Source organism: Bradyrhizobium sp. TM233, from assembly GCF_036247965.1.
Taxonomy (GTDB): Bacteria; Pseudomonadota; Alphaproteobacteria; order Rhizobiales; family Xanthobacteraceae; genus Bradyrhizobium; species Bradyrhizobium ottawaense.
Window position 1 is genome coordinate 175,008 of the sequence record NZ_BTIG01000017.1, and the last position, 21,034, is coordinate 196,041.

Consider the following 21,034-nt stretch of genomic DNA (forward strand, 5'->3'; position numbering starts at 1 on the left):
GATTGATCAATCTTGATTACATAAATCAATATGAATAATTCCGATGGGCTCTATCTTTCCGCCCGGGAAGCCGCCGCCGAGCTGGCGATCTCGCCGGCCACGCTCTACGCCTATGTCAGCCGCGGCCTGATCCGCTCCGAGCCGACGCAGGACTCGCGCAAAAACCGCTACCGCGCCGAGGACGTCCGCGCGCTGAAGGAGCGCCGGGTGCCGTCCCCGGAGCCGCGCGGCCTGCGCAGCTTCGACGCCGACCTGCCTGTCATGGACACGGAGATCTCGACCATCACCGAAGAGGGCGCGATCTATCGGGGCGTCAATTGCGTCGATCTCGCCGAGAACGACACGCTGGAGCACACCGCGACGCTGCTGTGGGATGTCTCCGAGGTCGATCCGTTCGCTCCGGACAATCAGCCCGCGCTCTCCGAAGAGATGCGCACGATCGCAGAAGCTGCACGCCGGGCCGCGCCGATCGACCGCGCCATCGCAGTGCTTGCACTGGCCGCGAGCGTCGATCCCCGTGCGTTCACCCGTGCGCCCGACGGCCGCGCCATGGTCGGCGGACGGATCGTCCGGCTGCTGGTCGCGACCATGCTCAATTCAGAGCCGTCGGCCGAGCCGCTGCATCAGCAGATCGCAAAAGCCTGGGCGTCTGACAACAAGCACGCGCCCGATCTGATCCGCCGCGCGCTGGTGCTGCTTGCCGACCACGAGCTGAACGCCTCGACCTTCACCGCGCGCTGCGCGGCCTCGACCGGCCTCAACCTCTATGATGCCGTGATCGCCGGTCTCGCCTCATTGAAGGGGCCGAAGCACGGCGGCGCCAGCGTGCTGGCCTCGCAGCTCGTCAAGACGCTGATCGATCGCGACGTCGCGCCGATGGTGCGCGAGCGCGTCGCGCTCGGCGAGCGGTTTGCCGGCTTCGGCCATGGCGTCTACAAGCGCGGCGATCCCCGCGCGCAATCGCTGCTGAATGCGCTCTCCCGTGCAGGCGCGCCGCGAAAGTTCACGCGCGAGGTGCCGGAGCGGATCGCGGAGGCGACCGGCGAATTCGTCAATATCGACTATGCCCTCGCCGTGCTCGTGCACGCGCTGCGCCTGCCCGCCGGCAGCGAGCTCGCTCTGTTTGCGATGGCCCGCAGCGTCGGCTGGATCGCGCACGCCAGCGAGCAATTGCAGTTCGGCAAGCTGATCAGGCCAAGGGCAAGGTATGTGGGGCCTGCGCCGGGGCGGCGGGCGGGGACTAGTTAGGGGGGCTCGCCGCTGTCGTCCCTGCGTTCGCAGGGACGACACCTGCGGTGTGGCGCCGGCTAAACCCGTGGCTTGGCCGTCGCTGCGACACCACCGTTCTGCCGCCTCCGATAGATCCACACGCCCACGCCGCCAACGATCGCAACCGCAACCACCGTCAACATCCAGATATGCTTGCCGACATGCCCGTGGTGATGCAGCCCGGCATATTCGTGCAGCGCCGACACCGCCAGCACGCCCGGCAGCACGTGCGCGGGGGCCCAGACCAGGATCGCCGGGATGTTCACGGCATAGAACTTCGCCGGCGCCATGCCGAGCGCGCCGGCGGTCACGGGGACGAAGGCGCGGATCGGCGGCACGAAGCGGGCGAAGAACACGGCCCAGGTGCCGAAGCGGTGGAAGAAGCTCTCGCTCTCGGCGACCACGCGCGGATAATTGGTCAGCGGCCAGGTGTTGAGGATTTTGCGCTGCTGCCGATGCCCGACCCAATAGGCCGAGCCGTCTCCGAGCACGGCGCCGACCGACGCCGCCAGCAGCACCCATGGCAGCATCAACTCGCCGCCCGGAACCAGGGCGCTGAGCGCCAGGATGATGGTCGAGCCGGGAATGACCGATCCCACCACCGGGACCGCTTCGAGCAGGGCCGCCAGGAACAGGGTCAGATAGGCCAGCCACGGATGGGCCGAGACGAACAAGATGAGGGGATCGAGGAAGGACGTCACGTCGTCTCTGTGGCGGGCTGGAGCACTGGGGCTTGAACCCTACATAAGTAAGGAGAGCCGGTGAAAGTGCCATCTGGCATGGGCAAGGCCGGCCCTCCGGCGCGAAATTCCAGCGTGATTCGCAAGGCAGCCCTCCAAAAACTGCGTTCCTTGCCTATCTAAATGAAAAGACAATGGAACTTTGATTGTGGCACGGGCTTCTGCCGGCCACTGGTCTCTGATAGGTTGATTTTCAGCACCCAGCCGCAGCCAACGTGCAAATAACTGGTTTCGGGATCGCCCGGGACCTCGGAGGATTGATGACGACCGCCGCCCTGTCCAAAGTTGAGGAAGTTTCCGGTCTGCCCGACATGAAGGTGTCGGTGCGGCAGGTGTTCGGGATCGACAGCGATCTCGAAGTCCCCGCCTATTCCGAAGTCGATCCTCACGTGCCCGAAGTCGATTCCGACTATCGCTTCGACCGTGCCACCACGCTCGCCATTCTCGCCGGCTTCGCCCGCAACCGCCGCGTGATGGTGACCGGCTATCACGGCACCGGCAAATCCACCCATATCGAGCAGGTCGCGGCCCGCCTGAACTGGCCCTGCGTCCGCGTCAACCTCGACAGCCACATCAGCCGTATCGACCTCGTCGGCAAGGACTCGATCGTGGTCCGCGACGGCAAGCAGGTCACCGAATTCCGCGACGGCATCCTGCCCTGGGCGCTCCAGCACAACGTCGCGCTGGTGTTCGACGAATACGACGCCGGCCGCCCGGACGTGATGTTCGTGATCCAGCGCGTGCTGGAGGTCTCGGGACGCCTGACGCTGCTCGACCAGAACAAGGTGATCAAGCCGCATCCGTCGTTCCGGCTGTTCGCCACCGCCAACACCGTCGGCCTCGGCGACACCTCGGGCCTCTATCACGGCACCCAGCAGATCAACCAGGGCCAGATGGACCGCTGGTCGATCGTCACCACGCTGAACTATCTCAGCCATGACGAGGAAGTGGAGATCGTGCTGGCCAAGGCCAAGCACTATCGCACGCAGGAAGGCCGCGACATCGTCAACAAGATGGTGCGCCTCGCCGATCTCACCCGTAACGCTTTCGCCAATGGCGATCTGTCGACGGTGATGAGCCCGCGCACGGTGATCACCTGGGCCGAGAACGCCGACATCTTCGGCGATATCGGCTTTGCGTTCCGCGTCACCTTCCTCAACAAGTGCGACGAGCTCGAACGTCCCCTGGTCGCCGAGTTCTACCAGCGCTGCTTCAACGCCGAGCTGCCGGAATCGGCGGTGAATGTGGCGCTGAGCTGATCTCTCACGGTGTGTCGTCCCGGCGAACGCCGGGACCCATACCGCGTGATGTTTCGATTGAAACGACGCTGATAGTTTCCTGACACGAGAGCGGCCGGTGGTTATGGGTCCCGGCGTTCGCCGGGACGACAGATAGGGTCAGATGACCACCTCCAACTCCAAATTCCGCAGCACCAAGGAAGCGCCGACCGAGCCGTTCAAGCGCTCGGTCGCCTCCTGCCTGAAGGCGATCGCCAAGACGCCGGAGCTCGACGTCTCCTTCGCGGCCGAGCGGCCGGGCCTCGCACCCGGCAAGGCGCGGCTGCCCGAGCCCGCGCGCAAAATGACCAAGCGCGATGCCGCGATCGTGCGGGGTCATGCCGATTCCATCGCGCTGAAGATCGCCTGTCACGATGCCAAGCTGCATCGCAAGCTGATGCCCGGCAATCCGCAGGCGCGCGGCGTGTTCGAGGCGGTGGAGCAGGCACGGGTTGAGGCGATCGGCGCGCGCCGCATGGCGGGCGTTGCCAAGAACCTCACCGCGATGCTCGACGACCATTTCCATCGCGGCAAGTTCGACGAGATCACCGACCGTGCCGACGCCCCGCTGGCCGACGCGCTGGCGATGCTGGTGCGCGAGCGCCTGACCGGCATGGCGCCGCCGACCGCCGCGAAGAAGATGGTCGATCTCTGGCGTCCCATTCTCGAAGACAAGATCGGCAAGCGGCTCGACCGTCTCGACACCCTGGTCGAGGACCAGACCCGGTTCGGCGACGCCGTGCACGATCTCCTGACCGCGCTCGATATCGGCGACGAGCGCAACGCCGACAGCGAAGACAATGACGAGAACGACGAGAACCAGGACGGCGACAACGACCAGTCCGGCGCCGAAGGCTCGCCCGATTCCGACGCCGCGCAGGAGATGAGCGCCGACCAGGCGCAGGCGAGCTCGGAAGAGATGAGCGAGAGCGCGATGGAAAGCGCGCAGGCCTCGACCTCGGACACGTTCGACGACGGCGAGCTCGGTGACGACGAGACACCGGGCGAGGCGACGCGTCCGAATTCGCACGGCAAGAACGAGCCGCGCGGGCCGGAATATCACGCCTTCGCGCCGAAATTCGACGAGATCATCGCCGCCGAAGACCTCTGCGACCATGACGAGCTGGAGCGCCTGCGCGCCTATCTCGACAAGCAGCTCGCGCATCTGCAAGGCATCGTCGCCCGCCTCGCCAACCGCCTGCAGCGCCGCCTGATGGCGCAGCAGAACCGCGCCTGGGAGTTCGATCTCGAAGAGGGCATTCTGGACCCCGCGCGCCTGTCGCGCGTCGTCACCGATCCCTATCATCCGCTGTCCTTCATGCACGAGAAGGAGGCGACGTTCCGCGACACCGTGGTGACGCTGCTGCTCGACAATTCCGGCTCGATGCGCGGACGGCCCATCACGGTCGCCGCGACCTGTGCCGACATCCTCGCCCGCACGCTGGAGCGTTGCGGCGTCAAGGTCGAGATTTTGGGCTTCACCACGCGCGCCTGGAAGGGCGGGCAATCGCGCGAGGCGTGGCTTGCCGCCGGCAAGCCGGCCAATCCGGGCCGTCTCAACGATCTCCGCCACATCATCTACAAATCCGCCGACGCCCCCTGGCGCCGTGCGCGAAAGAATCTCGGCCTGATGATGCGCGAGGGGCTGCTGAAGGAGAACATCGACGGCGAGGCGCTGGACTGGGCGCACAAGCGCCTCTTGGGTCGGGCCGAGCAGCGCAAGATCCTGATGATGATCTCGGACGGTGCGCCGGTCGACGATTCCACGCTGTCGGTCAATCCCGGCAATTATCTCGAGCGGCATCTGCGCCACATCATCGAGGAGATCGAGACCCGCTCGCCGGTCGAGCTGATCGCGATCGGCATCGGCCATGACGTGACGCGCTACTACCGCCGCGCGGTGACGATCGTGGATGCCGAGGAGCTCGGCGGCGCCATCACCGAGAAGCTCGCCGAACTCTTCAGCGAGACCAACACCGCACCAACCCAGCCGGCCGGTCGCCCGCGACGCAAATTGCATTCGTGAGCACGCATCGATCCCGCCGCAGCTTCCTTAGGCACGCAGCGGCGGGATTTTCCACTCTCGCACTCTCCCGCCTGGCGCAGGCGCAAGCCGCGACCGAGCCGCAGCCGCGCGCGCTTCAGGTCGAGAACGCCGTCGTCGAGCCTGTCAGCGTCGAGGTCAACGCGCGCGCCATTCCCGATTTCGAGCCGCGTGACCGCACGCGCACGCGCTTCGGCTCGCTGGACTATCGCAGCGGTCTGGTGCTGACCTCGCCCTATCGCGGTTTTGGCGGCCTGTCCGGCATCCGGCTCGATGCCAAGGGCGAGGGCTTCCTCGCGGTCTCCGACCAGGGCGGCTGGTTCACGGGTCGCATCCGCTATTCCGGCCGCAACATGGCCGGGCTCGCCGACGTCGAGGCCGCGCCGCTGCTCGGCGCCGAAGGGCGGCCGATCACGGAAAAGCGCCTGTGGTGGGATTCGGAATCGATCGCGCGCGACGGCAATTTCGTCTATGTCGGGCTCGAGCGCGTCAACCAGATCCTGCGCTACGATTTCTCCAAGGGCGGCACGCGCGCGCGCGGCGAGGTGGTACCGGTGCCGGCGGGCGTGCGCAAGCTGCCGTCCAACAAGGGACTCGAAGCGCTGGTCGTCGTGCCCAAAGGCAAAGACCAGAACATGCCGCTGGCGGGCACCCTGATCGCCTTCTCCGAGCGCGGGCTGGATGCCGACGGCAACCTCACAGCCTTCCTGATCGGCGGCCCCACGCCCGGCCAGTTCAGCGTGCGCCGCACCGAGAAATACGACATCAGCGATGCCGTGCTGCTGCCCTCCGGCGAGCTTCTGATCCTCGAGCGCAAATTCTCCTGGTTCACCGGCGTCAACATCCGCATCCGCTCGATCCCCCTGAAGTCGATCGCGCCGGGCGCGCTGGTCGACGGCCCCGCGCTGTTCGCCGCCGATCTCGGCCACGAGGTCGACAACATGGAAGGCATCGACGCCCACGTCACGCCCGACGGCGAGACCGTGCTGACGCTGATCTCCGACGACAATTTCTCGATGCTGCAGCGAACCCTGCTGCTGCAGTTCACGCTGGCGGAGTAGGCCGTGTCGTAGCCACCATTGCGCTCGCGTGTCCCGGACGCGCTGCAACGCGCGAGCGTTGCTGCGCAGAGCCGGGACCCAGGAAACCGCGCGTTCGCTGTTGCATGGGCCCCGGCTCTGCGGCGCATCGCTGCGCGCTGCGCGCTGCGCGCTGCGCCGTGTCCGGGGCACGAAACCGCCGTCGAGCGGCAATGCATGGCCCTGCCCGCTGCCATGCCGCCCGCGAGGGCTGGCAATCTGCCGTCCGCCCATTACACTCCATGCAATTGCTTCCATCCCTCTTACCGGAACTCCCCCGCATGAGCGTCCTGTTTTCCCCGATCAAGCTGCGCGGCCTGACGTTGAAGAACCGCATCGTGGTGTCGCCGATGTGCCAGTATTCGGCCGACGACGGCGTCGCCAATGACTGGCACTTCACCCACATCAACAATCTCAGCCTGTCGGGCGCGGCGATGTTCTGCATCGAGGCGACCCATGTCGAGGCGATCGGCCGCATCACGCCCGGCTGCCTCGGGCTCTACAGCGATGCCGCCGAAGCCGCGCTGAAGCAGGTGCTCACCTCGGTGCGCAAGCATTCCTCGACCGCGATCGCGATGCAGCTCGCCCATGCCGGCCGCAAGGCCAGTAGCGCGCGGCCATGGGACGGCGGCCAGCTGATCCCGGTGGAGCAGGGCGGCTGGCAGACGGTGGCGCCATCGGCGCTGCCGCACAAGGAGGGCGAGGCCGCCCCGCTCGCGCTGGACGCGGCGGGCCTCAAGCGCATCCGCGAGGCCTTCGTCGACGCAGCCCGCCGCGCGGAGCGCATCGGCATCGACGCCATCGAGCTGCACGGCGCGCACGGCTATCTCTTGCATCAGTTCCTGTCGCCGATCTCCAACAGGCGCACCGACGAATATGGCGGGAGCTTGCAGAACCGCATGCGCTTCCCGCTCGAGATCTTTGATGCGGTCCGCGCCGTCTTCCCGCACGACAAGCCGGTCGGCATGCGGGTGTCGTCGACCGACTGGGTCGAGGGCGGCTGGGATCTGGCGCAGACGATCGAATTCGCCAATGCGCTGAAGGCGCGCGGCGTCGACTGGATCGACGCCTCCTCCGGCGGCGTCTCGCCGCTGCAGAAGATCCCGCTCGGCCCCGGCTATCAGGTGCAGTTCGCAGACAGCATCAAGCGCGAGACCGGATTGCCGACGATCGCCGTCGGCCTGATCACCGACGGCAAGCAGGCCGAAGAGATCGTCGCATCCGGCAAGGCCGACATGGTCGCGCTCGCCCGCGGCATGCTCTACGACCCGCGCTGGGCCTGGCACGCCGCCGCCGATGTCGGCGGCGAGGTCGAGGCCCCGCCGCAATACTGGCGCTCGCAGCCCTCGACGCAGAAGGCGCTGTTCGGCAAGACGACGTTCGGGGCGAGGTAGGGGTGCGTGGTTGAGGCGCGTGTGGGGCGATACCCGCGCCACAAACTCTGCTGTCATCCCTGCGCACGCAGGGACCCATACCGCGTGATCCATCGATGGCGCGCGGTGGCGGTTGACAACTTAACTAAGAGTCTTCGCCTCACCACTTCCTGTGGTTATGGGTCCCTGCGTGCGCAGCGACGACAGCGGAGAATGTCGCGCGGCCTTTCGCCCGCCCCCCTCCGTAAATCTCCCCAGCTTCCACCCCCCGCAAAACTGGCCTAACCTTGCGCGACCCAACTGCTCACGGAGGCCCGCCATGCGTTTTCGTGTTCGCAAAACCGCCCATGTGTTCGAGCGCGTGGGGCTTGCGATGGCCGGCGCGGCGTGCGGGCTGTTCGTCGGTGCCTATGTGGGATCGGCGATATCGGCGCTCACCACCCAGGGCTTTCTGATGGTGATGATGGTGCTGGGCTTTGTCGGCTTCTATCTCGGCATCGACACGCCGCAATTGCCGTTCGACGAGGCGCATAGCGCGATCGACGCCGCCGAATTCCTCAGCGCGGCCGGCACGCTCTGCGCCACGCTCACCGCGCTCGCCTCCGTCGCCGTCATCGTGCTCCGCCTCGATCCGCACCTGGCCTGGACCTGGCTGGCTCTGCTCGGCTGGGTCGCCGGCGTCGCCATGCAGATCGTCGGCGGTGCGAAAGCGAGGATGCGGAAGTAGCCTTCTCTTCACTCTCCCCTGGAAGGGGCAAGACGTCCCTCAGAACACCACACCCACCCGCGTGCCGCGCTTCCAGGCGATGCGGCAGCGCTTCTTGGTGTTGACGTGCAGCAGCTCGAAGCGATCGGGGATGTTCACCTGGCCGCCGAGATCGACGCAGGCGCCGCCGGGCGAATAGTCGATCAGCGTGCAGTTGATGACAGGCGCGCGGGGGTCGGTGATGATCTTGGCCTGGCGCGACACCAGTCCTGCAGGCTTCACGCGGGCATATTTACGCGGATACATTGGCACTCTCCTCCAATTCCGCAGGTCTAGCGGCGGACACGGTGCAGGATGATGCGGAAGAGTTGATGCGATCCGGCTAAAGCGGGCGGGAGAATTTTAATGAAAAGTAGCGGCGAAGGCAGAAAGCGGCGGTAGCGGGGTGGGGCGTGTCGCCTCACACCGCCTCCGCCACATCCACCCCCGGCCGCACCGGCATCGGCACCGTCTCATACACCTTCGGCATGTTCACCGGCCGATAGTCCGGCTCCACCGCCATTCGCTTCAGCACGCTCTCATGCACATGCGCGCCCTTCGGAATGAGGCGCGGCTCGCAGTCGGGGATGTAGAAGCCGAACAGCACCTTCCGCTCCGGCCACTCCCGGTACTTCGCGCTCTTCGGAAAGAATTCCAGCAGCCGCCAGGCGGGCGTCATGGAATCGTGCAGCACGCCCGTCTGCCCCGTATAGGCCGGTTCCACATATTTGAACGGCGAGTTCTTGCGCTGGATGCCCCAGGCGAGCTGCTTGATGGTCGCCGGGTTGAAGTTCAGCCCCGCCTTCTCCGCCTCCGCGATCATCCAGATCAGCGGATATTTGGAGTCGCCGCTCTCGGCTTCCGGATAGCCGCCGCCGACGTCGCTGTGCACGCCGGAGAACCACACCTGCAGGATGTCCTGCGGCACCTTCTTCTCGTCGGGCACATAGCGGTTGCTCCAGAACTCCTGCGGCTCCCAGTACTTCTTCAGGCGGAACATGCAGCGCCGCTCGTCGATCGCGATCGCCTGCCGAAAAATCTCGACGCTGGGATTGCGCAGCGTGAAGGCGAGCTCCTCCAGGCTCGGCCAGAACAGCCGGTCGGCGCGCGGCACGATCACGCTCGCCACCGTGTCCCACACGCCGACGAAGTGGATGGTCGGCCAGCGCGTCGAGGTGATGCGCGCGAACTGCGCGGCGAGATCGAATTGGTCCTTCGGCAGCGGCCCCTGGTCGTCGAAGGCGACGTCCTTGAGGTCCTCGACGTCGTTGCCGCGCCCGGTGCCGGAATATTGCTTGTAGGCGACGAGACCGCTTCCCGCGAGATTCGCCTGCTCCGGCCTGATCAGGCCGATCTTGTGGATCAGCCCCGCCAGCACCCGAACCGTGTAGGCCCCGCGCGAAAAGCCGAACAGATAGATCTTGTCGCCGGGCGCATAGTGCTCGACCAGGAAGCAATAGGCCGAGAGCACGTTGGCATCTAACCCGTAGCCGGTGGCGAGCCCCAGCACCAGGTTGATATTGGCCTTGAGCCGGTGCCACGTCGTCGGCTCCGTCACGGTGCCGACGCCCGGATCGTAAAACACCATCTGCCGCGGCGACGTCCTGTCGGTCTTGCGCAGGCAGCGATAGAGCTTGAGGACGTTGGAGATGTTCTCCGAGATCTCGTTACCGGTGCCGTCACAGCAGATGACGAGGTTTTTCGGCGCGGTCGTGCGGTCGTGCTCCAAGGGTCATCCCCTCCCGGTAATGCTACCGGGACGAGTATAGCAAAAAAGCGCGACGGCGAGGAGCCGGCGACGTCAGCCGCGACGGCGCTGCGCTCCCTCGCCCCGCAGGTGGGGCGAGGCGAAGGAAGCCGCTACTTCTTCTTGCCCGGTCCGAAATCCGGCTGCCAGGCCGCATCCTTGCGGCTCGGCGCTGCCGCGATCACCTTGGCCTTGTCCTTCTTCGGCTTCTTGGTCTCGCGATTGCCGCGTTGCTGTCCCTTGGCCATGTCGGTCTCCTCCTGAAATTTCTCTGGCGGTGCGAGTTCGTCCAGTTCGTCCGATTGCAGCACGCGTCCGCGCGGCGTGCAGACCTTCACGTCGATGGCGCCGTCGCGCAGAAACTTTCGCGCCAGCCGCAGCGCCAGGCCGGCACTGCCGCGGCCGAGATTGGCGCAGCCATATTCGCTGGTGGCGCTGACGAGATAGGGCACGCGAATGGCCCTAGCCATTGAAGATGGCCGCCGCGCACACCAGCAGCAGAAGGAACAGCGGAACCACAACCGGCGGCACGATCCATTCGGAAAGGCGAAACTGCGACATGCTCGCTCCTGCTCGAACTTGCGGCGGGAGCGCACGTCACCCTCAGTCACCGGTCGAAGCCGTTGCGAGATGTGCGGTGATGCGATGACTCTACGCCTGCATCGCGCCGATAGCGAGGGCTAAAACGCCGCGCGCGCAATCACCACGCGTGCCGCGTTGGCGCGCGCTGCCGACAATAACGCTGGCTATTGCCGCGCAATGCGCGCATGCTCGCGCTCGCCAGCGTCCGGTGGGGCCCCTCTTTTTGAAAGGCAGGCGCGCATGACCATCCGCTCGCGGCACGAATCCGTGACGTTCAAGCATCCGTTTCACATCCGCGGCATCGCGCGCGAATTGCCGGCGGGCCGCTATGACGTCGTCACCGACGAGGAGATGATCGAGGGCCTGTCGTTCGCCGCTTGGCGCCGCGTCGCCACCATGATCACGGTGCCCACCGAGGGTGCGCGCGGCGGCACCACGGAAGTGCATGCGATCGGCTCGGTCGACCTCGCGGACGCTCAACGCATCGATGCGACCGCCCATGACTGATGTTCCGGTCGATCTCGACAAGCACCGCGGCATGGCTGCGCAAAAGGCCACCGATCTGCGCCGCGCGCTGGCCGAGGTCGAGAACAATGTCCGCGAGCTGCGCGAGCGCGAGGCCGATCTCGAAAGCCGCATGCTGACGGTGCCGGCGATGTCGTGGCCGGAAGCCGCGGTGAAGGCCCGCTATCTGCTCAACCTCTACGCCGCGAGCCTGCCCAGCGAGGACACCCGCCACCGCGCGCTGGTGGCCGCCCTGTTCGACGATTTCGCAAGGCTCAACGGCGACGGCTGAAGGCGGCCGCTACACAGGTGTCGTCCCGGACAAGCGAAGCGCAGATCCGGGACCCGTAGCCACGGAATTGAGTTGTTGCAGATGCTCGTGCCACGGCGTGTTTGATCAAGCCGACCGGGTCATAGGTCCCGGCCCCCCGTGCGCAATTGCGCACCAGGCCGGGACGCGCGCAGTACAGGAGTAACCCCATGACGCTCACCACCAGCCGCTTCATCGGCCACGACCAGGACCGCGGCATCGTCCAGTTCTCGATGCAGGACGGCGCGAAGGAATTCGCCTGCGCGATCTCGACCTCCGCCATGGACGACCTCGAGCGCGGCCCCCGCGCCCGCCCCAATGAGCGCGAAGCCCAGTTCACCCGCCTGCGCGAGCGCATCGAAGCCTGCGCGGGCCGGAAGTATCAGGCGACGGAGTTCGAAGGGACGCCACCGGGGATCGTGCTGCGGAGCATTGATTTTCGGGGGTAGGGGGAGGCTGCGCGGAGCAGCGATCCCTTCATTGTCTTAGCCGGCGGCGAGCCCTGGCCCCCAGGCTGACGTTGACCTCCCAGTCGGGCCCGCCACCGTGCCGCCGCCTGGATCGTAGACGTGCCTCCGGGTGGTGCGACCGGGGCAAGCATGGCCGAAACGGAGTGGAAGCGCCTGCCTTTGGCAGAAATGCCGACTGCATCCGGAGATTGATAGTACCATATGCTCCATCACAGCTAGTGGAGGGGGCATATGGCTATCAACCTGGATGGCAACTGGACGTCGGGCAAGGCCTTCGATCTACATACCGTATCGAGCACCCACCTCGGGACGGATGAGTCCGGTCATGATCGATTTGACAATACCCGCAGTGAGATGGGCGAGCTTGTGTATCAGCTCAAGTACAAGGGCGATAAGTCCAAGGTTCAGCAGATTGTTACGCTACTCGACGATATCAAGGGAATTGAAGGGTTTGATTTCATCATTCCCATTCCGCCGACGAAGAAGAACCGTCCTGTCCAGCCGGTCGAGCTGATCGCGGAGGCGCTTGGTGCAAGGCGCAAAGTAGCTGTGGTGAAGGGCGCGCTCACCAACAGCGGCTCCGAGGAACTGAAGGGCATCACCGACCCGATCGCGCGCAAGGAACTCCTCGATGAAGCCCTAGAATTGGACACCTCCCAAGGAAAGTTCAAAGGCAGGAAAGTACTGTTGATCGACGATCTCTACCGCTCGGGTTCTACGCTACGCGTCGCGACCGATTTGCTGTATAAGCAAGGCGAGGCAGCGCAGGTCTCCGTCTTGACGATGACCAAAACGAGAAGCAATCGATGACCACCGTTTTTCTGTCCGGCTCTCGAAAGATTGCCCGTATCGGCAATGAGGTTCGCAGCCGGCTGGAAAATATGGTCCAGAATGGGCTGACGATCATCACTGGCGATGCCAATGGTGCAGACAAGGCCATGCAGTCATGTCTGCACGAGTTGGGCTATTCCGACGTGACGGTCTATTTCGTTGGAACTGCGCCGCGGAACAACGTCGGAAGTTGGCCGACCCGAAACGTCGTTGCCGACGCGAAGTTGCAGGGACGGGATTTTTACGCCCAAAAGGATCGAGAGATGGCTAGGGCCGCCGATCTCGGCTTTGTCCTGTGGGACGGGAAGAGTCCCGGCTCGGTCCAGAACATGCTGTGGCTCGCCGCGCGAAAAAAGCCGGTCGTCGTCTACGTCGCTCCCGAAAAACAATTCTACAACTTCAGAAGTGAGAACGAGCTGGTCGATCTTCTCAGCAGTTGCGATGACGAAACTCTGGACGATCTTGCTCGGAAAATTTCGCTGCCCGACCGCTTGAAGAAGGCGAACCGAACTCAGCAAGCATTCAATCTCTGAGGCTGCAGCAGATGACGAGGTTTTTCAGCTCGGGCTTGTGGTCGGTCGTGTGCGCGTGATCTACGGGATGCGCCTCCGGGTGATGCTACCGGGGCGAGTATAGTAGGATCTTGGAGGGCCGCGATAACTGACTTGGTTTGAGTAGCGCCATCGAACTGGAGTGCGAAGTTTAGGAAGGGCAATAGTTGCCCTCGATTGCGTCGAACGCGTCTTCTGGTCCGCTGCTAGGACGTCGTCGGTTTACGAACAGTCCAGTGGCGTTGAATCATTATTTGCTCCTCTGAATGGATATCTTTGGGAGTGAAAGTGACTTTGAGTAGTCGCGTTGGCAGATATAGCTCCTCCCTGAGCGTATCGATTAGATCTGACCGATATGTTCGCGAGTAACGAATCGGCGAGCTCGCCCATTCATCGTTAATTCGAAGGGCGTTGATGCCGCCAATATAAATGGCGTCGACGAGAGTTCCGGCTGGATCATCCTTTGTCGATATTGTCACCGCGAGATCATGGTCCTTCCCGGGCACTGCATAAAAGTCACTGGAAGTAGCCGTCAGTGCTCTTGCGATAAAATCGAAGCTATCTGCAAGCGCCGAATGTCTCTGCAGTTCAAAGACTTCATCGAAGTGGCGGCTCTTTACAGCGCTACGCAACTTTCCGTTGCTGTCGAAATAGATCTCGAAAAGCATGCCATCCAGGATCGCCTTGCGTTTGTCGACGGCATAGCCGTTCGTCGTGCTTACGAAGTTTTGCAAGAAGTAGATCGAATCGCGCGCGCTTCCGCATGCCGCTTGATAGATATTCCGGCCAATCACGAAGAGGCTGTTCTTTTCCATCGTCTGCACGGACGTCTTATCTAGCAGACGAAGTGCCGAGTTTTGTGAGTACCAATTATGAGTTTTTAAGCCAGAAATGATTTGGTGAGACGTTATCGCCGGATCGATGACGAAGAGGCGATCTGCGAGAGCGGTATCGTCATAGTCGTCTATAAGTTTGCCGAGGCTAAGATTGAAGTAGAACTCGCCCGAGAGTGATGTGTGTTCCCAAGACGTTTGCCGTCCCTTGCTTGCGGCGGCAACCGTATTTCGGACGCGCTTGAACATTGTTTCGATCGAGCAGTCGGCCGCGTCAATATGGTCCAAGAGAGCTGCGGTATAGGTGCCATTCCGTCCTTCGCCGTCGTAGGCTACTTCCCCCGGCGACGTAGCAAATCCGATGATCGTGCCCTTCGGGGCATAGACGGACGCGAGACCTCGCACCCCAGGGCTGCGATGCCACTTGCGCTCCCAAGGATTGCTTCGACACGCATCGAGAATTATGATTCTCGTAGCAGAGTTCGACTTCGCCAGGGCATCGACAACTTTGTCTAATGAGAGCGAGCTGTGTTTCGCGTCGTCCTCGGTTTCCATGTCTGTATCAATTGCAATTAAGTAGTTGGTGCCTTCAATCTGCATCCCATGCCCGGCAAAGAAGAAGAGCGCGACTTCATGGGTTTCTATGAATGTTCGGAACGTCTTGATCTGCTTATCCATCTCCTTGGCGGTGCAGTCTAAGGCAACGGTGACCTCAAAGCCGTAGCCTTTCAACTTGGCGCCAAGATCGGCTGCATCGTTGACCGGGTTCTTCAGGTCGTTTCCGTCTGGATAGCTCGAGTTACCGATCACCAGCGCGGCCATTGATCTCTTCAAAGCAATTCTCCAGGGAATGATTTTTGAGGGACAAGGGATCCGGCGTCGGGATTACCTTGCGCGGTGCGGAGCTTAATTCGAGGGAAGTAAACAAACAAAAACGGCCGGATCTTCCGATCCGGCCGTCCCGCAAAACTCTTACCGGCTAAGCCTACGCCACGCGACGCAACCTAGCCCCCGCCCAATTCTGGAAAGACTTAGCTGGCCTTCTTCGCCGGTGCGGCCGTCGGGCCGACCTTTTTCTGGATGGCGCGCTTCAGCTCGAGGGCGCGGGGCGACAGAAGGTCGGCCTTGGCCTTGAGCAGGAAAGCGTCGAGACCGCCATTGTGGTCGACGCTCTTGACCGCGTTGGTGGAGACGCGCAGGCGCACGTTGCGCTCCAGGGCTTCGCTGATGAACGTCACGTTGACGAGGTTCGGCAGGAAGCGGCGCTTGGTCTTGATGTTGGAGTGGCTGACCTTGTGGCCGACGAGGGGGCCCTTGGCCGTCAGTTCGCAGCGGCGAGACATGGTAGAAATCCTTAAGTTTCGAACCCCTAACGAGTGCGGCCGCCATTCTGGGCGCCACGGGGGCTAATTCTTCGTCCTTGCAGGGAGCGGGCGGACGTATAGGGGGGAAGGGGCGGGCAGTCAAGGTTTTGGACGGTCTTTTGGGGCCGCGCCCCGGCGGAGGCGCGCGAAGGGGCCGTCGTTATCACGGAAGGTGCCCCCAGAGGAAGAAAGCCCTCACCCGCGCTTCGCGCGACCTCTCCCGCAAGCGGGAGAGGTTTTAGAGCCCGCGGCTACCCCTCAATCACCAAAACGGCAATGTTTGTCGCGCCTTACCATCACATAAAGGGCGTATTCGCGCCTGAAGACTCCGGTGGAGTTCCCGGTTCGACACGCTCCGACACATTGCTCGCCGCGGTTTTTGGCTTAAGTAACAACCGTCGCGCCCCGATTGGATTGTTTCGTGCTCACAACGTCCCCTTTTGCGCCAGAACAGCGCTCAGTCCGCCCGCGCCTTGCCGGCTGGCTGGCGGCGCTTTGCGGTCTGGCTGTGGCCTGGGGCGCGGTGCCGGCGGCGGCGCAGGGCAAGCTCGAGGCGCAATATGAGGCCTCGCTGGCCGGCATTCCCGTCGGCAAGGGCGGCTGGAATATCGACATCCAGGACGATGTGTTCTCGGCAGCGGCTGCGGGCGGCACCTCGGGGCTGCTGAAGTCGTTCACGGGCGGGTCCGGCACCGGCGCCAGCCAAGGGCGCATCGTCAACGGCGCGCTGGTGGCGACCGGCTATCAGGCCTCCACCACCACCTCGAAGAAGACCGAAGAGATCCGCATCACGCTCGACAAGGGCAATGTGAAGGATTTTGCCATTCTGCCGGAGCCGCCGGTCGATCCCGACCGTATCGTCGTCACCGACGCGCACCGCCGCGGCGTCTGGGACCCCATGACGGCCTCGCTGCTGCGCGTGCCCGGCAATGGCGACCCTGTTACGCCGGAGGCCTGCCACAACTCGGCCCCGGTGTTCGACGGCCGCATGCGCTACGATCTCAAGCTCGATTTCAAGCGCATGGAGAACGTGAAGGCGGAGAAGGGCTATCACGGCCCGGTGGTGGTCTGTTCGCTCTATTTCGTGCCCGTCGCCGGCTACATCCCCGACCGCCCCGTGATCAAATACCTCGCCGCCCAACGCAACATCGAGATCGCCTTCGCCCCCGTCGCCGGCACCCGCGTCCTGGTCCCGTTCTGGCTGAAAGTGCCGACCCCCTTGGGGCCGGCCATGCTGGAAGCGACCAGCTTCATCACCACGGCCCAGCCGCCAAGGGTGGCGAAGACGCAGTAGGGCTGTCGCGCCTCTGTCCGCGTCATTCCGGGTTCGCGCCAAGAGGCGCGCCCGGAATGACGGCGGGATTTGAGCTAAAAGAAAATGCAATTATTTCAACCACTTAAATACTGTGCATGGGGTTGTTTTCGCAAAAAATGGTCCCGGCGGCTGGTTCCCGGAATCCATTTGACTCCTCCCCGATTCTGATTCGACTCCGCGCCGTCCCCAACTTAAGGGTTTGCGCCATCGAAAGGTCACTTGTACGGCGGCGCAAAACTCCATCTAGTTGCAGCCAATAAGACTCCCGCGACATGTTGCGTGAACGGAACATGACTCCAGGAGGAGTCAGCGATTCGGCCGCGATTCGTTCTAGAGTCGTTCCGAAGCTTAAGACAAACGGGAAAAGCGTCGCAAAGTGAGACAGTTGCGCGAGGTTTGGGGAGGCGCCGGATGCTCCGCTGCCACGTCCCGTCACCCTGAGGTGGCCGCTTCTTCAGCGGCCCTCGAAGGATGACGGGCTGATGGGGGCGGATCAGCCCCGAGCCCCGCCCCCGCCCAGACAGCACTGACATTCGCCCTATCAGCCACTACCTAATCCCCCAGATGCCCTTTTCCTCCTCCCCCTTCGCTTCCGAGCGCGCGCCGTCCGATCGCGTGCCTGGCGCCGGCGTCACTGCGGTGCTCGGGCCGACCAACACCGGCAAGACCCATCTCGCCATCGAGCGGATGCTGGCGCACCCTTCCGGCATGATCGGGCTGCCGCTGCGCCTCTTGGCGCGCGAGGTCTACAACAAGATCGCGAGCCGGGTCGGCAGCGAAGCGGTCGCGCTGGTCACCGGCGAAGAGAAGATCAAGCCGAAGAGCCCGCGCTATTGGGTCTCGACCGTCGAGGCGATGCCGCGCGACCTCGACGTCTCCTTCCTCGCCGTCGACGAGGTCCAGATCGCTAGCGATCTCGAACGCGGCCACGTCTTCACCGATCGCATCCTCAACCGCCGCGGCCGCGACGAGACGCTGCTCTTGGGCGCCGCCACCATGCGCCCGATCATCGAGCGGCTGTTGCCGGGCGTCTCCATGATCACGCGGCCGCGCCTGTCGCAGCTGGAATTCGCCGGCGACCGCAAGATCACGCGCCAGCCGCGCCGCACCGCCATCGTCGCGTTCTCGGCCGATGAGGTCTACGCCATCGCCGAGCTGATCCGCCGCCAGCATGGCGGCGCCGCCGTGGTGCTGGGCTCGCTCAGCCCACGCACCCGCAATGCGCAGGTGGCGATGTTCCAGAACGGCGATGTCGATTATCTCGTCGCCACCGACGCCGTCGGCATGGGCCTCAATCTCGACGTCGACCACGTCGCCTTCGCCTCCGACCGCAAGTTCGACGGCTACCAGTTCCGCCGGCTGACGCCGTCCGAATTCGCGCAGATTGCGGGGCGCGCCGGCCGCGCCACGCGCAACGGCACTTTCGGCACCACCGGCCGCTGCGCGCCGTTCGAGCCCGAGCTCGTCAACGCGCTGCAGAACCACACCTTCGATCCCGTGAAGATGCTGCAATGGCGCAACGCCAGGCTGGATTTCTCCTCGCTCGGCGCGCTCCAGGTGTCCCTGAACCTCGCCCCCGGCCATGAGGCGCTGACGCGCGCGCCCGTCGCCGAGGACATGCGCGTGCTCGACCACGCCGCCCGCGACGCCGAGGTGCGCGATGTCGCGCATGGCAAGGCGGCCGTGGAGCGGCTGTGGGAGGCCTGCCAGGTCCCGGACTATCGAAAATTGTCGCCGGCGGCCCATGCCGAGCTGGTGACCACGCTGTACGGCTTCCTGATGCGGAAGGGATGCATCCCCGACGCCTGGTTCGAGGCCCAGGTCACCCAGGCCGACCGCGTCGACGGCGACATCGACACGCTGTCGGCCCGGATCGCGCAGATCCGCACCTGGACCTTCGTCGCCAACCGCCCGGACTGGCTGAAAGACCCCGAACGCTGGCAGGGGATCGCCCGCGAGGTCGAAAATAAATTATCGGATGCGCTCCATGAACGCTTGACTGAGCGTTTCGTTGATCGCCGGACCAGTGTATTGATGCGCCGCCTGCGGGAGAACACGAGCTTGAATACTGAAATCGGCAAGACCGGCGAAGTCATCGTCGAAGGCCATGTCATCGGCCGCCTCGACGGCTTCACCTTTGCACCGGATGCGGCGGAAGCTGGTTCGGATGCGAAAGCCTTGCAGGCTGCAGCGCAAGCGGTGCTCGCCGGCGAGATCAACACGCGCGCCGAAAAGCTCGGCAACGCGCCGGACGATCAGTTCGTGCTGACCTCGGAAGGCACCATCCGCTGGACCGGCGACGCCGTGGCGCGGCTGTCTGCCGCAGAGGACGCGCTGCATCCGCGCATCCGCATCATCTCGGACGAGCGTCTCACCGGGGCGCCGCGCGAAAAAGTGCAGGCCCGGCTCGAGCTCTGGCTCAAGACCCATGTCGAGAAGCTGCTCGGGCCGATGTTCGAGCTCTCCAAGGCCGAGGACGTCACCGGCATCGCCCGCGGCATCGCCTATCAGCTGGTCGAGGCGCTCGGCGTGCTGGAGCGGCCCAAGATCGCCAACGAGCTGAAGGATCTCGACCAGCCCTCGCGCGCGGTGCTGCGCAAATACGGCGTCCGTTTCGGCGCCTATCACATCTATTTCCCCGGCCTTTTGAAGCCCGCCGCGCGTGCGCTCGCAGCGCTCTTGTGGGCGCTGAAGCAGGACAATGTCGATCTGTCCTCGCTGTCGGGCGCGCAGCATCTCGCTTCGTCCGGCCGCACTTCGTTCCCGGTCGACAAGGCGCTGCCGCGCGATGCCTATCGCGTGCTCGGCTACAAGCAGGCCGGCGAACGTGCCGTGCGCGTCGACATCCTGGAGCGCCTTGCCGATCTGATCCGCCCGGCGCTGGCCTGGCGCGAGAACGCGTCCGGCGAAAAGCCGGCCGGCGCCTTCGACGGCCGCAGTTTCGTGGTGACGCAGGCGATGACCTCGCTCACGGGATCTGCCGGCGAGGATTTCGCCTCGGTGCTGCGCGCTCTCGGCTATCGCATGGAGAAGCGTCCGCCGCTGCCGCAAAAGCCTGTCGTGGCCGCGACCGTCGCGGCCGAGACGCCGCCGGCTGAAGGCACCGCGGAGACCTCGACCGAGACCGCGGCGGAGGCCGTTGCCGGCCTGCCGGCGGAGCCCTCCACCGAAGCGGTCGCCGAGCCGGTCACCGTCGAAGATGCGCCCGGCATGGAGCTGCAGGACGAGCAGGCTCAGCAGGCCGAGCCTGTGCTCGAAGCCTCTCCCGAGGCCCCCGTCACGCCCGAAGACGCCCCCGGCATCGCGCCGCCGGCGGAAGAGCCCGCTGCGCCCGTCGAGGCTGCCGGCCTCGAAGCCGCTCCTGCCGAGACCGCCGCAACCGAAGCTGCCGCGTCCCCCGACGCCGCTGCGCCTGAAGCTGCGGCGGCGCCCGCCGAGCCCGAGCTGATCGAGGTCTGGCGTCCCGGCGGCCGTCACGAGGACCGCAAGCCGCGCCACGAGCGCCATCGCCACCAGCGTCACCACCATCAGCGTCCGCAGGCCGGCGCTGAAGCTGGCGCTGCACCCGGTGCGGCGAGCGCCGCGCCCGGCGAAGCAGCCGAGGGCGCGAAGCCGGGCGAGCGCCATCGTCATGGCGGCCATCGCAGGGATGGCGGCAGAGACTTCCGCAAGCCGCGCGAAGGCGGCGAAGGCGCGCCGCGTCCCGAGGGGCGCGACGACAAGAATCGCCGCTTCGAGGGCAAGGATCGCGATAACAAGGATCGCGACAACAAGGGCCGCGATCGCGACAAGGGCAAGTTCGGCGGAGATCGCGACAAGGGCCGTGACAACCGTGGCCGTGACCGCGACAAGGGCCGCGACCGCCAGGGCGGACCTTCGCTACGTCCCTACGCCTCGAGCGCGAATCCGCGCGAGCGCGATCGTCCGGCCGATCCGAACTCGCCCTTCGCCAAGCTCGCTGCGCTGAAGGAGCAGCTCTCGGGGCGCAAGGAGTAGTCCC

19 protein-coding genes are annotated in these 21,034 nt (G+C 64.7%); 13 read left to right on the top strand and 6 right to left on the bottom strand.

What is annotated here, in order from left to right; translation table 11 throughout:
• Positions 1 to 30: 30 nt before the first annotated feature.
• Positions 31 to 1,248: a citrate synthase family protein gene (locus tag AABA86_RS27245; RefSeq protein WP_338309037.1), complete on the top strand. Its 1,218-nt coding sequence runs from the start codon at positions 31 to 33 to the stop codon at positions 1,246 to 1,248.
• Between the two features lie 59 nt (positions 1,249 to 1,307).
• Here AABA86_RS27245 and AABA86_RS27250 read toward each other — a convergent pair whose 3' ends face one another.
• The gene (locus tag AABA86_RS27250; protein WP_212247063.1) at positions 1,308 to 1,970 is read right to left on the bottom strand and encodes a DedA family protein; all 663 of its coding nucleotides are present in this window, start codon (positions 1,968 to 1,970) and stop codon (positions 1,308 to 1,310) included.
• Between the two features lie 299 nt (positions 1,971 to 2,269).
• Here AABA86_RS27250 and cobS point away from each other — a divergent pair, with 299 nt between their 5' ends.
• The 5 genes from cobS to AABA86_RS27275 all read left to right on the top strand — a co-directional run bounded on the left by cobS (position 2,270) and on the right by AABA86_RS27275 (position 8,509).
• The gene (gene cobS, locus AABA86_RS27255) at positions 2,270 to 3,268 is read left to right on the top strand and encodes a cobaltochelatase subunit CobS (RefSeq protein ID WP_008144548.1); all 999 of its coding nucleotides are present in this window, start codon (positions 2,270 to 2,272) and stop codon (positions 3,266 to 3,268) included.
• Between the two features lie 142 nt (positions 3,269 to 3,410).
• Positions 3,411 to 5,312 carry a cobaltochelatase subunit CobT gene (gene cobT, locus AABA86_RS27260; protein ID WP_212247061.1) on the top strand — a complete coding sequence of 634 codons (1,902 nt, stop codon included), beginning with the start codon at positions 3,411 to 3,413 and terminating at the stop codon, positions 5,310 to 5,312.
• Positions 5,309 to 6,391, top strand: coding sequence for an esterase-like activity of phytase family protein (locus AABA86_RS27265; protein WP_338309039.1), 1,083 nt, complete (start codon positions 5,309 to 5,311; stop codon positions 6,389 to 6,391). Before cobT ends, AABA86_RS27265 begins: the two co-directional genes overlap by 4 nt.
• Before the next feature lie 299 nt (positions 6,392 to 6,690).
• A complete protein-coding gene (locus tag AABA86_RS27270; protein ID WP_338309040.1) occupies positions 6,691 to 7,803 on the top strand; it encodes an NADH:flavin oxidoreductase/NADH oxidase in 1,113 nt (370 codons plus the stop codon).
• A 298-nt stretch (positions 7,804 to 8,101) separates the two neighbouring features.
• A complete protein-coding gene (locus AABA86_RS27275) occupies positions 8,102 to 8,509 on the top strand; it encodes a hypothetical protein (protein WP_212247058.1) in 408 nt (135 codons plus the stop codon).
• A 39-nt stretch (positions 8,510 to 8,548) separates the two neighbouring features.
• On the opposite strand, the gene AABA86_RS27280 is transcribed toward AABA86_RS27275, so the two are convergent.
• The 3 genes from AABA86_RS27280 to AABA86_RS27290 all read right to left on the bottom strand — a co-directional run bounded on the left by AABA86_RS27280 (position 8,549) and on the right by AABA86_RS27290 (position 10,744).
• The gene (locus tag AABA86_RS27280; RefSeq protein ID WP_026201681.1) at positions 8,549 to 8,794 is read right to left on the bottom strand and encodes a PilZ domain-containing protein; all 246 of its coding nucleotides are present in this window, start codon (positions 8,792 to 8,794) and stop codon (positions 8,549 to 8,551) included.
• 154 nt (positions 8,795 to 8,948) lie between these two features.
• Positions 8,949 to 10,256 (bottom strand): DUF2235 domain-containing protein, encoded by a 1,308-nt coding sequence (locus tag AABA86_RS27285; RefSeq protein WP_338309041.1) that lies wholly within the window; start codon positions 10,254 to 10,256, stop codon positions 8,949 to 8,951.
• A 131-nt stretch (positions 10,257 to 10,387) separates the two neighbouring features.
• Positions 10,388 to 10,744 carry a hypothetical protein gene (locus tag AABA86_RS27290; protein WP_338309042.1) on the bottom strand — a complete coding sequence of 119 codons (357 nt, stop codon included), beginning with the start codon at positions 10,742 to 10,744 and terminating at the stop codon, positions 10,388 to 10,390.
• Positions 10,745 to 11,096: 352 nt separating this feature from the next.
• Between AABA86_RS27290 and AABA86_RS27295 the strand changes: the two genes are divergently transcribed.
• The 5 genes from AABA86_RS27295 (at position 11,097) to AABA86_RS27315 (ending at position 13,504) form a co-directional block, all read left to right on the top strand.
• Complete coding sequence (locus AABA86_RS27295; protein WP_212247052.1) at positions 11,097 to 11,363, top strand: hypothetical protein; 267 nt, start codon at positions 11,097 to 11,099, stop codon at positions 11,361 to 11,363.
• Positions 11,356 to 11,652, top strand: coding sequence for a hypothetical protein (locus AABA86_RS27300; RefSeq protein ID WP_338309043.1), 297 nt, complete (start codon positions 11,356 to 11,358; stop codon positions 11,650 to 11,652). The genes AABA86_RS27295 and AABA86_RS27300 overlap by 8 nt, the downstream gene beginning before the upstream one ends.
• A 188-nt stretch (positions 11,653 to 11,840) precedes the next feature.
• A complete protein-coding gene (locus tag AABA86_RS27305) occupies positions 11,841 to 12,119 on the top strand; it encodes a DUF1488 family protein (protein WP_212247049.1) in 279 nt (92 codons plus the stop codon).
• A gap of 252 nt (positions 12,120 to 12,371) precedes the next feature.
• Entirely contained in the window at positions 12,372 to 12,950 is a 579-nt protein-coding gene (locus tag AABA86_RS27310; RefSeq protein WP_338309045.1) for a ComF family protein, read from the top strand.
• Positions 12,947 to 13,504, top strand: a complete 558-nt coding sequence (locus AABA86_RS27315; RefSeq protein WP_338309047.1) for a hypothetical protein — start codon at positions 12,947 to 12,949, stop codon at positions 13,502 to 13,504. Before AABA86_RS27310 ends, AABA86_RS27315 begins: the two co-directional genes overlap by 4 nt.
• 224 nt (positions 13,505 to 13,728) lie before the next feature.
• Here the strand turns inward: AABA86_RS27315 and AABA86_RS27320 are convergent, their stop codons facing one another.
• Together AABA86_RS27320 and rpmB are read right to left on the bottom strand one after the other, a co-directional pair.
• A complete protein-coding gene (locus AABA86_RS27320; protein ID WP_338309048.1) occupies positions 13,729 to 15,177 on the bottom strand; it encodes a caspase family protein in 1,449 nt (482 codons plus the stop codon).
• A gap of 209 nt (positions 15,178 to 15,386) precedes the next feature.
• Entirely contained in the window at positions 15,387 to 15,698 is a 312-nt protein-coding gene (rpmB, locus tag AABA86_RS27325; RefSeq protein WP_028141842.1) for a 50S ribosomal protein L28, read from the bottom strand.
• A gap of 505 nt (positions 15,699 to 16,203) precedes the next feature.
• On the opposite strand from rpmB, the gene AABA86_RS27330 reads away from it, so the two are divergent.
• On the top strand, positions 16,204 to 17,013 hold the full coding sequence (locus AABA86_RS27330) for a DUF3108 domain-containing protein (RefSeq protein ID WP_212247573.1): 810 nt from the start codon (positions 16,204 to 16,206) through the stop codon (positions 17,011 to 17,013).
• 585 nt (positions 17,014 to 17,598) lie between these two features.
• On the top strand, positions 17,599 to 21,030 hold the full coding sequence (locus AABA86_RS27335; protein WP_338309049.1) for a helicase-related protein: 3,432 nt from the start codon (positions 17,599 to 17,601) through the stop codon (positions 21,028 to 21,030).
• The last annotated feature ends 4 nt before the right edge of the window (positions 21,031 to 21,034 follow it).